Source organism: Streptomyces decoyicus, from assembly GCF_019880305.1.
GTDB lineage: Bacteria > Actinomycetota > Actinomycetes > Streptomycetales > Streptomycetaceae > Streptomyces > Streptomyces decoyicus.
This window is the reverse complement of sequence record NZ_CP082301.1, coordinates 3,047,733-3,063,129: the sequence shown is the minus strand read 5'-3', so window position 1 is coordinate 3,063,129 and position 15,397 is coordinate 3,047,733. Positions and strand designations below refer to the sequence as shown.

At 71.1% G+C, this 15,397-nt stretch carries 12 protein-coding genes, 1 tRNA gene and 1 pseudogene; 4 read left to right on the top strand and 10 right to left on the bottom strand.

The features are described from left to right. Positions 1–274: 274 nt before the first annotated feature. A pseudogene (locus K7C20_RS13355) lies at positions 275–1,171 on the top strand (chitinase); the annotation flags it as partial. A gap of 131 nt (positions 1,172–1,302) precedes the next feature. Here K7C20_RS13355 and K7C20_RS13350 read toward each other — a convergent pair. Next, positions 1,303–2,208, bottom strand: coding sequence for a helix-turn-helix domain-containing protein (locus tag K7C20_RS13350; RefSeq protein ID WP_030081013.1), 906 nt, complete (start codon positions 2,206–2,208; stop codon positions 1,303–1,305). A gap of 122 nt (positions 2,209–2,330) precedes the next feature. Between K7C20_RS13350 and K7C20_RS13345 the strand changes: the two genes are divergently transcribed. Then, positions 2,331–2,981 carry an NAD(P)-dependent oxidoreductase gene (locus K7C20_RS13345; protein ID WP_030081011.1) on the top strand — a complete coding sequence of 217 codons (651 nt, stop codon included), beginning with the start codon at positions 2,331–2,333 and terminating at the stop codon, positions 2,979–2,981. Positions 2,982–3,056: 75 nt separating this feature from the next. On the opposite strand, the gene K7C20_RS13340 is transcribed toward K7C20_RS13345, so the two are convergent. The 4 genes from K7C20_RS13340 to K7C20_RS13325 all read right to left on the bottom strand — a co-directional run bounded on the left by K7C20_RS13340 (position 3,057) and on the right by K7C20_RS13325 (position 5,827). Further along, positions 3,057–3,132 (bottom strand) — tRNA-His (locus tag K7C20_RS13340). Positions 3,133–3,295: 163 nt separating this feature from the next. Further along, positions 3,296–3,913: an oligoribonuclease gene (gene orn, locus K7C20_RS13335; RefSeq protein WP_030081009.1), complete on the bottom strand. Its 618-nt coding sequence runs from the start codon at positions 3,911–3,913 to the stop codon at positions 3,296–3,298. Between the two features lie 5 nt (positions 3,914–3,918). Beyond that, positions 3,919–5,205, bottom strand: coding sequence for a GlxA family transcriptional regulator (locus K7C20_RS13330; protein ID WP_053209962.1), 1,287 nt, complete (start codon positions 5,203–5,205; stop codon positions 3,919–3,921). Positions 5,206–5,554: 349 nt separating this feature from the next. After that, positions 5,555–5,827: a hypothetical protein gene (locus K7C20_RS13325; protein WP_078953458.1), complete on the bottom strand. Its 273-nt coding sequence runs from the start codon at positions 5,825–5,827 to the stop codon at positions 5,555–5,557. Between the two features lie 399 nt (positions 5,828–6,226). Here K7C20_RS13325 and K7C20_RS13320 point away from each other — a divergent pair, with 399 nt between their 5' ends. Next, a complete protein-coding gene (locus K7C20_RS13320) occupies positions 6,227–6,748 on the top strand; it encodes a universal stress protein (protein ID WP_030081002.1) in 522 nt (173 codons plus the stop codon). 501 nt (positions 6,749–7,249) lie between these two features. Here K7C20_RS13320 and glmS read toward each other — a convergent pair. Further along, positions 7,250–9,079: a glutamine--fructose-6-phosphate transaminase (isomerizing) gene (gene glmS, locus K7C20_RS13315; protein WP_053209960.1), complete on the bottom strand. Its 1,830-nt coding sequence runs from the start codon at positions 9,077–9,079 to the stop codon at positions 7,250–7,252. A gap of 65 nt (positions 9,080–9,144) precedes the next feature. Continuing rightward, the gene (locus K7C20_RS13310; protein ID WP_053209959.1) at positions 9,145–9,435 is read right to left on the bottom strand and encodes a hypothetical protein; all 291 of its coding nucleotides are present in this window, start codon (positions 9,433–9,435) and stop codon (positions 9,145–9,147) included. Between the two features lie 190 nt (positions 9,436–9,625). Here K7C20_RS13310 and K7C20_RS13305 point away from each other — a divergent pair, with 190 nt between their 5' ends. After that, positions 9,626–11,230: a beta-N-acetylhexosaminidase gene (locus K7C20_RS13305; RefSeq protein ID WP_030080997.1), complete on the top strand. Its 1,605-nt coding sequence runs from the start codon at positions 9,626–9,628 to the stop codon at positions 11,228–11,230. Between the two features lie 43 nt (positions 11,231–11,273). Here the strand turns inward: K7C20_RS13305 and K7C20_RS13300 are convergent, their stop codons facing one another. Genes K7C20_RS13300 through K7C20_RS13290 form a run of 3 tightly spaced genes read right to left on the bottom strand, consistent with a single transcriptional unit; the run spans position 11,274 to position 15,387 of the window. Beyond that, positions 11,274–12,428 carry an acyl-CoA dehydrogenase family protein gene (locus tag K7C20_RS13300; protein WP_030080995.1) on the bottom strand — a complete coding sequence of 385 codons (1,155 nt, stop codon included), beginning with the start codon at positions 12,426–12,428 and terminating at the stop codon, positions 11,274–11,276. Positions 12,429–12,433: 5 nt separating this feature from the next. Next, positions 12,434–13,375, bottom strand: a complete 942-nt coding sequence (locus K7C20_RS13295) for a hydroxymethylglutaryl-CoA lyase (RefSeq protein ID WP_030080993.1) — start codon at positions 13,373–13,375, stop codon at positions 12,434–12,436. Next, positions 13,372–15,387 (bottom strand): acetyl-CoA carboxylase biotin carboxylase subunit, encoded by a 2,016-nt coding sequence (locus tag K7C20_RS13290; RefSeq protein ID WP_053209958.1) that lies wholly within the window; start codon positions 15,385–15,387, stop codon positions 13,372–13,374. The genes K7C20_RS13295 and K7C20_RS13290 overlap by 4 nt, the downstream gene beginning before the upstream one ends. Positions 15,388–15,397: the final 10 nt, after the last annotated feature.

The following is a 15,397-nucleotide window of genomic DNA, read 5'->3' as shown; positions in this document are numbered from 1 at the left end:
GTTCATAAGTCCCCCAACCTCCGCACCATTACCGACATTTGTCCGTTTCCCTGCCGCTAGCGTGCGGGACGCACCACGGTGCACTCCACCCCCCCATGTGACGACAGGCAGGCACGCGATGAGTTCCTCGGTACACCGCCGGCGCAAGAGCCGCACCACCAAGCTGATCGTGAGCGGCGCGGCCGCCGTGGTCGCGGCCGGCGGCGCCTTCGCCGTCGCCGGTTCGGCCCTGGCCGCCAAGGCACCGCAGGGCGGCTCCACGAAGGCCCCGAAGGCAGCGGCTGGCTTCGCCCCGTACGTCGACACCTCGCTCGCCCCCGCCTACGACCTGGCCGGCACCGCCCAGAAGACCGGGGTGAAGAACTTCACCCTGGCGTTCGTCACCTCCGGCGGCGGCTGCACCCCCAAGTGGGGCGGCTCCGGCGAGCTCGGCAACGACGCGGTGGCCCGGCAGATACCCGCCCTGCGCAAGGCCGGCGGCGACGTCCGGGTCTCCTTCGGCGGCGCCAACGGCTCCGAGCTCGGGGTCGCCTGCGGCTCCGCGGACGAGCTGGCCGCCGCGTACGGCAAGGTCATCGACCAGTTCGAGCTCACCAAGGTCGACTTCGACATCGAGGGCGGCGCACTGCCCAATACCGCCGCCAACACCCGCCGCGCCCAGGCCATCACCCAGCTCCAGAAGAAGCACCCCGGTCTGGACGTCTCCTTCACCCTGCCGGTCCTGCCCGAGGGCCTGACCCAGGACGGGGTGAACCTGGTCGCCGACGCCAAGAAGAACGGCGTCAAGATCTCCGCCGTGAACATCATGGCGATGGACTACGGGCCCTCCTACAACGGCGACATGGGCACCTACGCGACCCAGGCCGCCACCGCCACCCAGGGCCAGCTCAAGAAGGCGCTCGGCCTGAGCGATGCGGCCGCCTGGAAGACCGTGGCCGTGACCCCGATGATCGGCGTCAACGACGTCCAGAGCGAGGTCTTCAAGACCGACGACGCCACCGAACTGGTGAAGTTCGCCCAGGACAAGCACCTGGCCTGGCTGTCGATGTGGTCCGGGACCCGGGACAAGGCCTGCCCGGGCGGCGCGGGCAATTCCGCGCAGCCGACCTGTAGCTCCATCGAGCAGAGCCCGCTGGACTTCACCAAGGCCTTCGGCGCGTACACCGGCTGACCCCCACCGGCGGTCCGGGCCCCCAACCGGGCCGCTCGTCCCCGAGGCGGGGCGCAGCGGACAGTTCCCCCACCCGCTGCGCCCCGCCGTCCGCCGCGCGGACGCCGCAACTCCCCGTGTACGGCGCGTCCTCAGCCCACGCCGCCGCGAACCGCCGTGCGGAAGGCGATCGGGGTGGTGCCCGTCTGCCGCTGGAAGAACTTGCTGAAGTTGGTGGCGTCGGCGAAGCCCAGCCGGTCCGCGATCCGGGCCGCGGACTGATCGCCGTGCGCCAGCAGCCGCTTGGCCTCCAGCGCCACCCGCCGGTCGATGAACTCCTTCGCCCCCACCCCGGCGGACGCCTCGGTGGCCCGGGAGAGGGTGCGCGGCGCATAGCCCAGCGAGCGGGCGTAGTCGGCGACCCGGCGGCTGCGGGTGAAGCCCCGTTCCACCGCGTCCCGGAAGCGCAGATAGGCCGCGCTCGCCGTACAGGACCCGTCCCCGTCCGGCTCCCCGCCCGGATACGCGGCCCGCAGCACCAGTACGGCCAGCAGATGCCGCAGCACGTCCAGATGGATCTCCAGCGGCAGTCCGCCCAGCGCCCCGAACTCCCCGTGCAGCTGCCGCATCGCCTCGTCCACACCCCGGGCCGCCGCGCCCTCGGGACGCCGTACGGGCGGCCCGTACCAGTCCTCGATCCGGGCCGCGGCCGCGGTCGCCGGGTCCAGAAAGCCGGCCTCGAAGAGCACCAGCCGCCCCTCCGCTTCCGTCAGATCACCGAAGTGCTGGACCTGCCCGGGGCGCGACCACAGCAGATCGCCCGGCGCGAGGACGTGCTCCCGGAAGTCGACGCTGTGCACCAGCCGGCCGCTGTCCAGCATCAGCAGATGGTGGAAGCCGGGGCGGTGCGGGGCGGACAGCTGGCAGGCGTCCGCGCGCGCCCGCAGCTCCGCGAGCGTCATCACCTCCACCCCCGTCGGCCGCCCGGCCGGCGCGGAGAACGCCACCTCCGGGATCTCCGGAACGGGCTCCCTGCCCTCCTGTCGCATTCTGACCATCACTGGTCCCCTCGCTACCCCGAAATGCCCCGCTGGTCCCCCTAGCGTAGAAGACGTCAGCGAGGCCGCTGACGGAAAACGGAAGTCCTTCCCCGGACGCACAGAACAGCTGGGAGACCACCATGTCCACGATCGCTCTCTTCGGGGCCAACGGCACCATCGGAAGCCGCATCCTCCACGAGGCCCTCCGGCGCGGTCACCAGGTCACCGCGGTCGTCCGCGACCCCGCGAAGATCACCACGACGCATCCGGACCTGACCGTGACCACCGGCGACGTCCTCGATCCGGCCTCCGTCGCCGCCGCGGCCAAGGGCCAGGACGTCCTGGTCAGCGCGGTCGGCGGTGGCGACGGACCGGGCCATGTCGCCACGATCGGGCCCGCCGCCGAGTCCCTCGTCGCCGGTCTGCGCACCCTCGGCGACACCGCGCCCCGGCTGATCTCCGTCGGCGGCGCCGGCTCGCTGCGCACCCCGGACGGCAAGCAGGTCTGGGACGCGGAGGGGCTCCCCGAGTTCCTGCTGCAGATCATGCACGCCCACGGTGACGCGCTCGACTACTTCCGCTCCGTCTCCGGGGTGCGCTGGACCAGTCTCAGCCCGGCCGCCACCATCGAGCCCGGCGAGCGCACCGGCAGCTACCGCACCGCGCTCGATGAACTGATCACCGACGCCGGCGGCACCAGCCGGATCACCACCGAGGACTACGCGGTCGCCGTCCTCGACGAGATCGAGCGGCCCCGCCACCTCGGCGAGCGCTTCACCGTCGGCTACTGAGCCGCCGGCACCGGCTCCTTATATATACGCCCGCATAACGCCAAGGCCCCCGACCTGAGGTCGGGGGCCTTGATGTGGGGTGAGTAACGGGACTTGAACCCGCGACATCCTGGACCACAACCAGGTGCTCTACCAGCTGAGCTATACCCACCATGACCGGTGCTGTGTGGTTCTTTTTCCCCACCGGCTGAGAAAAAGTGTACAGGGTCCGGAGGGGTGCTCGCGCCCAGGTTTCGTGTCCCGGGACCGAGGGCGTGTCGTGCGGGCCACGGCGGACCCCGCCGGGACCCGCACGACACGCGCCCTGTGCCTCACTACGGTGTGGACTCCTGCTCAGCAGGAAGGACGTGCTTGGCGGCGATGGCCTTCGCGGTGTCCGAGTCGGGGCCGGGCTGCGGCACGAAGACGGCCTCGCGGTAGTAGCGCAGTTCCGCGATGGATTCGCGGATGTCCGCCAGCGCCCGGTGATTGCCGTTCTTGTCCGGACTGTTGAAGTAGGCCCGCGGGTACCAGCGCCGGGCCAGTTCCTTCACGGACGAGACATCGACGATCCGGTAGTGGAGATACTCCTCCAGCGTCGGCATGTCGCGCAGCAGGAAGCCACGGTCGGTGCCGACGGAATTGCCGCACAGCGGCGCCTTCCGCGGCTCCGGCACATGCTGCTTGATGTACGCAAGCACCTGCGCCTCGGCCGCCTCCAGCGTCGTCCCGCCGTCCAGCTCCTCCAGCAGTCCGGAGGCGGTGTGCATCTGGCGCACCACTTCCGGCATGGTGCCGAGTGCCTCGGCCGGGGGGCGGATCACCACATCCACCCCGTCGCCCAGCACATTCAGCTCCGAGTCGGTGACCAGTGCGGCCACCTCGATGAGCGCGTCATTCGCCAGCGAGAGTCCGGTCATCTCGCAGTCGATCCACACCATGCGATCGTTCATACATCTCACCCTACGGGGCGCTCGCGCTGTCCGGGCAGCACGGGGCGGGCGGCTCCCCTCCCCACCGCGGTCTCCGGCAGCCGGGAGGCGTAGACATCCGACTGCGGTTTGCCCGCTTCGCCCGTTTCGGCGGAGGCCAGGCCGTGGCCGGCCAGCGCGGCGGCGGAGAACCGCTCCGCACCCGCCCCCAGGGCCGCCCGCTCGCGCTCCGGCCGCTCGGCACGCTCGGCCCGCTCCGGTCTGAGCGCGGGGTCGGGCGACCCGTTCTGCGGCCGGCGGGCGCGGTAGGCCGCCCGGTAGGCCGCGGGCGAGGCGCCCAGCTGCCTGCGGAAGTGGCCGCGCAGGGCGACCGGCGAGCGGAACCCGCAGCGTCCCGCGACCTCGTCCACCGAATAGTCGGAGGTCTCCAGCAGCCGCTGGGCCTGCAGCACCCGCTGGGTGATCAGCCACTGCAACGGAGCGCTCCCCGTAAGGGACCGGAAGCGCCGGTCGAAGGTGCGGCGGCTCATGTACGCGCGCGCGGCCAGGGTCTCCACATCGAACTGCTCGTGGAGGTGCTCCAGCGCCCAGGCGACGACCTCGGCCAGCGGGTCGGCGCCGATCTCTTCAGGTAATGACCTGTCGAGGTAGCGCTGGTTCCCCATGTCGGACGCGGTGCGGCGGGGCGGCACGACGAGCCGGCGGGCCAGCGCGTTCGCGGCGTCCGCGCCGTGGTCGGTGCGCACGATGTGCAGACACAGGTCGATGCCGGCGGCCGTTCCCGCGGACGTGAGCACATCGCCGTCGTCGACGAAGAGCTCGCGGGGGTCCACATGGACGGACGGGTAACGCTTGGCGAGCGTCGGTGCGTACATCCAATGGGTCGTGGCCGGGCGGCCGTCGAGCAGTCCGGCCGCGGCGAGGACGAACGCCCCCGTGCACAACCCGACGATTCTGGCCCCTTCTTCATGCGCGCGGCGCAGCGCATCGAGCGCCGCGGGCGGCGGGGCCTGCGTGATGGAACGCCAGGCCGGTACGACGACCGTCCCGGCACGGGAGATCGCCTCCAGCCCGTAGGGGGCGGATAGTTCGAGCCCCCCGGTCGTGCGCAAAGGCGCATCTTCGCCCGCGCACACAAGTAGCCGGTACCGCGGAACGCCTGCGTCTTGGCGGTCGATGCCGAAGACCGAGAGCGGAATGGAGCTCTCGAAAATGGGGCCGCCGCTGAAGAGGAGCACCGCGACTATTTCGCGGCGTCGTCGGGCGGCGAGCTTGCGTGCGGCATCTGGTACGGCAGCGGAGTCCTGGCTCATGGCACTTAAGCCCCCCTCGGTCGTCTCGCCCTCTCGGTCCTGCACAGTTCCCCCGCCGTTACTACCAAGATCGAATCTACTGTGTTCCGTGAGGATGGAGTGCCAAGTTCACCACCCGCTGGTATGTCGATATGGCAACTTGGCGCGAAGCATTCGATCACGAAGCGTTCCACTCGTCGGGCCTACATGGGAAGTACGCGTCTCGGCTCTGCCCGTTCGCAGTAGGGCACAACCATGCCCAGCGGTCCTTTCCTCCCAGCTCACACCAGGGTTGAGGGGGGCTGGGGACAAGGTGTGGACCTCGGCCGGAAGTTGGCTGAAAACGGTCGCGCGCAGACTTGCAAGCGCCTCAATCGACCGGCGTACGCCCTTCGGAGTGCCGACCGCCCCCGTGCGCCGCTGACCCCAAATAATCCCTTCTGTCCCGGTGCCTTCCGGTCTCGCGTACGCGGATCCGCGCGGCGGTCCGTTCGGATTGCCGCAGCAGGGCGCGGCAGGCGCAGGTCACCGCGGCCAGACCGGCTGCGGTGCCCGCCGCGCCGGCCCAGGAGGCGCCGCTGATGATCAGTACGAAGGGCACCAGGGCGCAGCTGAAGGCGCCCCAGCGCATGACATCGCTCACTGGGTCGGGTGATCTGTCGGACGGCAACGGCACCGTGCACTCCCCTCGGACTGGCTGCTACTACAACGCCGTCGGCGATCATGGGTCACCGCGAGGGGTACGTACGGGGGCAGGCCGGGGCATTGCCATCCGCGCCACGCTCCGGCATGCTCCGGGGAACGTTCGAGGCCCCACCCCACCTCGCACGGGCGCCCCGCGTCCGTGGTGAGCTCTGGGCAGCGGGGGTCTGGCGCCGTACTCTTGGGGTATCAGGTTGGGAAGATGATTCCCGGTCTTATCGTTCCTCTTTGAACTATGGCGCTCGCACCTCGAGCGAGCCAGCTCAGTCAACTGCCGGATCAAGTCAATCGCCGTTCCCCGTTCGCCCCTCCGCAAGAGGACGTCCTCGCCGAGACACCAATGGCCGGTCACGAAATCCCCGAACCCGCGGACCGCAAGCAGGTCGCCGATCCGATGGCGGACCTCGAAGCGGCGGAAAAGACGCGCCACTCCTGCGACCCCGCCTTCCGGCACGGCGTCGTGGTCGGCTTCGACGGCTCCATGTCGAGCGAGCGAGCGTTGGCGTATGCAATCGGTATGGCCCGGCGCCTCGGCTCCGGTTTGATCATCGTCCATGTGGCCAACCGGCTGCCGACGACCGTCTGGGCGGGCTGTGAGCCCCCGGTCTTCGTGGACGTACCGGATCACCGCACCGAAGTGCTCGGCCTGGAGCTGGCCTGCGCCGACCACCTCAGCGAGGTCTCCTGGATCCTCGTCGAGCGCGGCGGCGACATCTGCCATGAGCTGGAGGAGGTCGGCCGGGAGTACGAGGCCGACGCGATCGTGGTCGGCTCCACGCACGGCATCGTCGGCCGGATCTTCGGTTCGGTGGCCGGCCGGCTGGCCCGCCGGGCGCAGCGCCCGGTGATCGTGATTCCCTGACGCCTTCTCGGCGCAGCCCAACTCCCCTCGCCGCGCGGCCCCTTCGCGCCTCGTGCACGATCGGTTCTTCGCGGCATGCGCACAGTTGAGGGGGCGTCATGGGGATTGCGCGCAGCCGCATTTCTCCCGGCCCGCGCAGGTGAATTGTGCGCCGGCGAGGGGTAGAAAACGGTCACGTGGGCGCGCCGCGTCACGGGCCCGGCGGACGCGCGCACGACAACTTCGTGCCGCCGGCCGGGAGATGACGGCTCCCGGGGAGGCGGCATCCTGCCGGCGTATGGGCGACGCCGGCCAAGGGAGGCGGCGGCTCCGCGCGCGTATGGTGGCACGCGCGCGGAGCCGCTTGCCTGCTTTTGCGGCTGAACCGCCGCCGCTCTCGCGGAGGTGGCTGGGCGCCCATGGGGGTTGCTCAAGTGTCGCTGCGGTGGGTGGATTGCCTTGCCGTGATCCTGGGGCCCGACGCGTGCCCCAGGGCGGCCATCCCACCGCGGCCCACGGGTTCTACTCCACCGTCACGGACTTGGCGAGGTTGCGGGGCTTGTCGATGTCCCGGCCGAGGGCCAACGCCGTGTGGTAGGCGAGCAGTTGCAGCGGGATGCCCATGAGGATCGGGTCCAGCTCGGGCTCGTTCTTCGGGACGACGATGGTGTGGTCGGCCTTCTCCTGCTCCTGGTGCGCGACGGCCAGGATGCGGCCGCTGCGGGCCTTGATCTCCTCCAGCGCGGCGCGGTTCTTCTCCAGCAGGTCGTCGTCGGGGACGATCGCGACGGTCGGCATGGCGGGCTCGATGAGGGCCAGCGGGCCGTGCTTGAGCTCCGAGGCCGGGTAGGCCTCGGCGTGGATGTAGGAGACCTCCTTGAGCTTCAGGGAGGCCTCGCGCGCCACGGGGTAGCCGCGCACCCGGCCGATGAACATCATCGACTTGGCGTCCGCGTACAGCTCGGCCATCTTCTTGATGTCCGCCTCGGTTTCGAGGATCTCGTCGATCTGGGCGGGCAGCTTGCGCAGGCCCTCGATGATCCGCTTGCCGTCCGCGACGGACAGGTCACGGATCCGGCCGAGGTGCAGGGCGAGCAGCGCGAAGGAGACCACCATGTTGGTGAAGCACTTGGTGGAGACCACGCAGACCTCGGGGCCCGCGTGCACGTAGATGCCGCCGTCGGTCTCCCGGGCGATCGCCGAGCCGACCACGTTCACCAGGCCCAGCACCCGGGCGCCCTTGCGCTTGAGCTCCTGGACGGCCGCCAGCACGTCGTAGGTCTCGCCGGACTGGGAGACCGCCACGTAGAGCGTGTCGGGGTCCACGACCGGGTTGCGGTAGCGGAACTCGGAGGCCGGCTCGGCGTCCGAGGGGATACGGGCCAGCTCCTCGATCATCTGCGCGCCGATCTGGCCCGCGTGGTACGAGGTGCCGCAGCCCAGGATCTTCACCCGGCGGACCCCGCGCGCCTCGCGGGCGTCGAGGTTCAGACCGCCGAGGTGCACGGTGGAGAAGCGGTCGTCGATCCGCCCGCGCAGCGCGCGGTCCACCGCGTCGGCCTGCTCGGAGATCTCCTTGTGCATGTAGGTGTCGTGGCCGCCCAGGTCGTACGACTCGGCCGCGTACTCGACGGTCTCCGGAGCGGACGTGGTCCGCGAGCCCTCGGTGGTGTACGTGCGGTAGTCGTCGGCCTTGAGGGTGGCCATCTCGCCGTCGTCGAGGGTGACGACCTGGCGGGTGTGCGAGACCAGGGCGGCGACGTCCGAGGAGACGAACATCTCGTGCTCGCCGATGCCGAGCACGACCGGGGAGCCGTTGCGGGCGACGACGATCCGGTCGGGGAAGTCGGCGTGCAGCACGGCGATGCCGTAGGTGCCCTCGATGTGCCGCAGTGCCTCGCGGACCCGCTCCTCCAGCTTCTCGGCCGTGGAACGGCCGATCAGGTGGGCCAGGACCTCGGTGTCGGTCTCGGAGGCGAAGGTGATGCCCTCGGCGGTCAGCCGGGCGCGCAGGTCGGAGGCGTTGTCGATGATGCCGTTGTGGACGACCGCGACCTTGCCCTCGGTGTCGAGGTGCGGGTGGGCGTTCTCGTCGGTGGGCGCGCCGTGGGTGGCCCAGCGGGTGTGCGCGATGCCCGTGGTGCCCGCGAAGCGCTTCGGCACCCGCGACTCCAGCTCACGGACCCGGCCCTTGGCCTTGGCCGTCTTCAGGCCGCCTGCGGCCTTGCCGGTGCCCTTGGCGTGGATGGCGATGCCCGCCGAGTCGTAGCCGCGGTACTCCAGGCGCTGGAGGCCCTCCAGGAGCAGCGGAGCAACATCACGTTTGCCGATATAGCCGACGATCCCGCACATACAGTGACCCTCCGAGAAAACGTTGTGGCAATGGTTCGTGCCGCCCGGCGCCCCGGGCGTGGCCGTCAGCCGTAGACGAGGCGGCGCAGCTGGCGGGCCGAGAGATCGGGCGGGGCCACGGCGCGGTGCGGCATCTCGTGGCGGATCCGTTCGAAGATCTCCTCGTTGCGCAGTCCGTGGGACTGCAGCTCCCGATGGCGGCGGCGGACGAATTCCTCTGTCGTCTCGTCGAAGTACGCCAGCACATCGAGCACCACCCGGGCGGCCTCACCGCGCTGAAGCGGTGTGCTGCGCACCAGGTGGTCCACCAGGTCTTCGTGCGGCGCCTCAGCGCTGCGGTTACGGCGTTCGAGCACCAGTCGATATTGCGGGGCGGCGCGAAGTTACGCAAGAAATCTGCCCGGTATCGGGCACGTACCCGATTTGGCGGCCGGAAAGTGGTCTAAACCTTGACCGGAATCCAGGCTCACGGTACGCATGGTCACCGTTCGGTCGCTCCATGCCATGCACGACGTCATGCACGAGGTTCGCCGAAAGGGACCGTCGATGAGACGACGCAGACTGCTGTTCTCGCTGCTGCTGGCCGCGGCGGCGGGGCTGGGGACCGCCGCCGTACCGCCCATGGGCGGGCCCGGCGCCGCCGCCGCGGCCGCCACCCCACTGGACCAGGTGATCCCCGCGCCCGCTTCCGTACGCGGCGGCGGGGAGGCGTACACCCTCGGCGAGGGCACCCGGATCCGTGTGCCGGGCGGCTCCGGCGAGGCCAAGAAGATCGCCGGGTATCTGGCGGGCCTGCTGCGGCCGACCACCGGCTACGGCCTTCCGGTGACCACCAAGGACGGCCGGGACGGCATCGTCCTCCGGCTCGGCGGCAGCGGTACCAAGGGCCTGGGCGCCGAGGGCTACCGGCTGACCTCCGGCGGCCGCGCGGTCACGATCAGCGCCGCCCGCCCGGCCGGCCTCTTCCACGGCGTCCAGACCCTGCGCCAGCTGCTGCCCCCCGACGCGGAGCGGCAGCGCGACCGTTCCGGGCGGTGGCGGATCGCCGGGGGCACCATCGCCGACTCCCCGCGCTACGCCTACCGCGGCGCGATGCTCGACGTCTCCCGGCACTTCTTCACCGTCGCGCAGGTCAAGCGGTACATCGACCAGCTCGCCATGTACAAGATCAACAAGCTGCATCTGCACCTCTCCGACGACCAGGGCTGGCGGATCGCCCTCAAGTCCTGGCCGCGGCTGGCGACCTACGGCGGCTCCACCCAGGTCGGCGGCGGGCCCGGCGGCTACTACACCCAGGACGACTACCGCGAGATCATCCGCTATGCCGCCGCCCGCTATCTGACCGTCGTCCCCGAGATCGACATGCCGGGCCACACCAACGCCGCACTGGCCTCCTACGCCCCGCTCAACTGCAACGGCCAGGCACCGCCGCTCTACACCGGCACCCAGGTCGGCTTCAGCTCGCTGTGCGTCCCCAAGAAGGAGACGTACGAGTTCGTGGACGACGTCCTGCGCGAGCTGGCGGCCCTGACGCCGGGCCGCGCGCTGCACATCGGCGGTGACGAGGCGCACTCCACCAGCCATGAGGACTACGTGACCTTCATGGACAAGGTGCAGCCCTTGGTCGCCAAGTACGGCAAGAGCGTGATCGGCTGGCACCAGCTGACCGGGGCGCACCCGGCGAAGGGCGCCGTCGCGCAGTACTGGGGCTACGACAAGACCGGCACGGCGGAGCGCAACCAGGTCGTCGACGCCGCCAGGAACGGCACCCGGCTGGTCCTCTCGCCCGCCGACCGCGCCTACCTCGACATGAAGTACGACAAGAACACGCCGCTGGGCCTGTCCTGGGCCGGCTATGTCGGCGTCGAGCGGTCCTACGACTGGGACCCGGGCAGTTACCTCGACGGTGCGCCCGCGGGCTCCGTGCTCGGCGTCGAGGCGCCCCTGTGGTCGGAGACCCTCTCCACCTCCGCGCACATCGAGTACATGGCCTTCCCGCGGCTGCCGGGCATCGCGGAGCTGGGCTGGTCCCCGGCGTCCACGCACGACTGGGACGACTACAAGGTGCGGCTGGCGGCCCAGGGGCCGCGGTGGGACGCGCTGGGCATCAACTACTACCGCTCGCCGGAAGTGCCCTGGCCGGCGAAGTGAGCGATCCGGCCGGGCGGCTGCGGCCGCCCGGCCGGTTACCTTCCTAGACCCCCAGCTCCCGGGCGATCAGCATCCGCTGGACCTCGCTGGTGCCCTCGCCGATCTCCAGGATCTTGGCGTCCCGCCACATCCGGGCGACCGGGTACTCGTTCATGAAGCCGTACCCGCCGTGGATCTGGGTGGCCTCGCGGGCGTTGTCCACCGCGATCTCGGAGGAGTAGAGCTTGGCGAGGGCGGCCTCCTTCTTGAAGGGCTCGCCGTGCACCAGCCGGGACGCGGCGTCGCGCCAGGCCAGCCGGGAGGTGTGCGCGCGCATCTCCATGTCGGCGAGCTTGAACTGGATGGCCTGGTTGCTGCCGATCGCGCGGCCGAAGGCCCGCCGTTCCTTGGCGTAGCGCACCGACTCGTCCACACAGCCCTGCGCCAGGCCGGTGGCCAGCGCGGCGATGGCGATCCGGCCCTCGTCGAGGATGCGCAGGAACTGGGCGTAGCCGCGGCCCTCCTCGCCCAGCAGGTTGGCGGCCGGGACCCGGACGTCTGCGAACGACAGCTCGCGGGTGTCCGAGGCGCTCCAGCCGACCTTGGAGTACGGGGCGCCGACCGTGAAGCCGGGGGTGCCGGACGGCACGATGACCGAGGAGATCAGCGGGGAGCCGTCGTCTTTGCGGCCGGTGACGGCGGTGACCGTGACCAGACCGGTGATGTCCGTACCGGAGTTGGTGATGAAGCACTTGCTGCCGTTGATCACCCAGTCGTCGCCGTCCCGTACGGCAGTCGTCCGCGTCGCGCCGGCGTCCGAGCCGCCGTCCGGTTCGGTGAGGCCGAAGGCGCCGAGCATCTCACCGCTGCACAGCTTGGGCAGCCACGCGCGCTTCTGCTCCTCCGTGCCGAAGTGGTAGACCGGCATGGCGCCCAGGGAGACGCCGGCCTCCAGGGTGATGGCCACCGAGGAGTCGACCCGGGCCAGCTCCTCCAGGGCGATGCCGAGGGCGAGGTAGTCGCCGCCCATCCCGCCGTACTCTTCGGGGAACGGCAGGCCGAACAGGCCCATCCGGCCCATCTCCTGCACGATCTCGTACGGGAACGCATGCTGCTCGTAGTACTCGCCGATCTTCGGGGCGACGACGTCGTGCGCGAACGCCTCGACCGTACGCCGGAGTTCTTCCAGCTCGGCGGGCAGACGGTGGTCAAGGGACATGAGGGTCACTCCTGGTGGGAGAGGGCACGGAGGGTACGCGAGGGGCTCGGCCGGCCCAGGACCTCGGCCATCCACACGCTGGTGGCGGTCAGCCGGTCCAGATCGACCCCGGTCTCGATGCCGAGGCCGTGCAGCATCCACACGAGGTCTTCGGTGGCGAGGTTGCCGGTGGCGCTCTTGGCATACGGGCAGCCGCCGAGGCCGCCCGCCGAGGCGTCGATGGTGGTGACGCCGTGCTGAAGCGCGGCGAAGGTGTTGGCAAGGGCCTGCCCGTAGGTGTCGTGGAAGTGCACGCCGATACGGGAGGTGGGGATGCCGGCCTCGTTGAGGGAGGCCAGCAGGGTCTGTACGTGGCCGGGGGTGGCCACGCCGATGGTGTCGCCCAGGCTCAGCTCGTCGCAGCCCAGGTCGAGCAGCGCCCGGCAGACCCGGACGGTCTGCGCGACGGGCACCGGGCCCTCCCAGGGGTCGCCGAAGCACATCGAGAGATAGCCGCGGACCTGCACCTTGGCGTCCTTGGCCCGCGCGACGACCGGCGCGAACATCGCCAGCGCCTCGTCGACCGTGCGGTTGAGGTTGGCCTTGGCGAAGGACTCGGTGGCGCTGCCGAACACCGCGACCCGGCGGGCGCCCAGGGCGAGCGCACGGTCCAGACCGCGTTCGTTGGGCACCAGCACGGGCAGCCGGTGCGGGTCGATGCCGTCCAGCTGCGGGAACAGCTGCTCCGCGTCGGCGAGTTGGGGCACCCACTTGGGGTGGACGAAGCTGGTGGCCTCGACGGTCGGCAGGCCCGCGTCGACGAGCCGGCGGATGAACTCGGCCTTGATCTCCGTGGGCACGACGGTCTGCTCGTTCTGCAGCCCGTCGCGCGCGCCGACCTCATGGATCCGTACGCGGGTGGGCAGCCCCTCCGCGGTGACCTCCATCGGCAGTCCGGCTGCGGTCATGAGGCGCTCCCCTGCTCGTCCGCGGGTGCCGTCGCGGACGCGGCGGCCTCTTCGGGGGTCTCGTGGGGGGCGATGACGGCCAGGATCTGGTCCATGGCGACGGTGGTGCCTGCGGTGACGTCCAGTTCGGTGACGGTCCCGGCGTGCGGCGCGGAGATGACGTGTTCCATCTTCATCGCCTCGACCACCAGCAGGCCCTGGCCGGCGGCCACCTCGTCGCCGACGGCCACCTTGACGACGGTGACGGTCCCCGGCATCGGGGCGGCCAGGGTGTCCGCGCCATGTGCTCCGGCGGCTCCGCGCAGCGCCGCCGCGACCGGGTCGTACGTGGTCACCTGCCAGGAGTCGCCGTCCCGGCCGAGCCAGTCGCCGCTGTGGCGGAAGGTGTGCAGCACCCCGTCGACGGTGACCCGTACGCGGTCCGCTGCGACCTGCCCGGCCGTTTGTGCACCCGGCCGTACGTCGTGGGCGACCGGGTCGTGGCCGGGGACGCGCAGCCAGTGGCGGACGGGCGAGGGCTCGCCGCCGAGGCGGAAGCCGTTCGGCGCGGCGAACGGGTCGCGCCAGCCGTCCTCGGCCACCGCCGGTTCCAGGGCGTCCTGGCGTACCGCGGCGGCCGCCGCGTACACCTCGTCCGGCACCCCGCCGTCGACCAGACCGGCCGCCTCGCGCTCCACCAGGCCGGTGTCCAGCTCGCCGGAGACCACGTCCGGGTGGGCCAGCAGCCGCCGCAGGAAACCGGCGTTGGTGGTCACCCCGAGGGTGACCGTCTCCGCCAGCGCGGCCCGCAGCCGGCGCAGCGCGCTCGCCCGGTCGGGGCCGTGGGCGATGACCTTGGAGAGCATCGGGTCGTAGCGGCTGCCGACCTCCACGCCCTGGGACAGACCGGAGTCCGTGCGCAGCCCGTCGCCCTGCACCTCGTGGAGCGCGAGCACCGTGCCGCCGGTCGGCAGGAAGTCGCGGGCCGGGTCCTCGGCGCAGATCCGCGCCTCGATGGCGTGCCCGGTGAGGGTGATGTCCTCCTGGGCGAAGGGGAGATGCTCGCCGGCCGCGACCCGCAGCTGCCACTCCACCAGGTCGAGACCGGTGATGAGCTCGGTGACCGGGTGCTCGACCTGGAGGCGGGTGTTCATCTCCATGAAGAAGTACGAGGCGGGGTCCTTGCCCGGGACGATGAACTCGACGGTGCCGGCGCCGCGGTAGCCGCAGGAACGGGCCGCCTGCACGGCCGCCTCGCCCATCGCGGCGCGGGTCGCCTCGTCCAGCAGGACCGAGGGGGCCTCCTCGATGACCTTCTGGTGGCGGCGCTGGAGGGAGCACTCGCGCTCGCCGAGGTGGATGACGTTGCCGTGGCCGTCGGCCAGGACCTGGATCTCGATGTGCCGGGGCCGGTCGATCCAGCGCTCGACGAGCAGGGTGTCGTCGCCGAAGGAGGAGCGGGCCTCGCGGCGGGCGGCGGCGATCTCGTCGGCCAGCAGCGCCTCGTCGCGGACCAGCCGCATACCCTTGCCGCCGCCGCCCGCGGACGGCTTGAGCAGCACCGGCATGCCGATCTCCCGGGCCGCGGCGGCCAGTTGGCCGTCGTCCAGCCCGCTGCCCGAGGAGCCGGGGACGACCGGGACGCCGGCCTCGCGCACCGTCTCCTTGGCCCGGATCTTGTCGCCCATCAGCTCGATGGCCTCGGCGGACGGGCCGATGAAGACCAGCCCGGCGTCCGCGCAGGCGCGGGCGAAGGCGGCGTTCTCGGCGAGGAAGCCGTAGCCCGGATGGACTGCCTGGGCGCCGGTCCGGGCGGCCGCGTCCAGCAGCCGTTCCACGGACAGATAGCTCTCGGCGGCCGGGGCCGGACCGATCCGTACGGCGGTGTCGGCCTCCCTCACGTGCCGGGCGTCGGCGTCCGCGTCGCTGAAGACGGCGACCGAGCGGATGCCGAGGGCGCGCAGCGTACGGATGACACGGACCGCGATCTCGCCGCGGTTGGCGATGAGCACGGTGTCGAAATTGGTGGCCATTGCTGGGGAC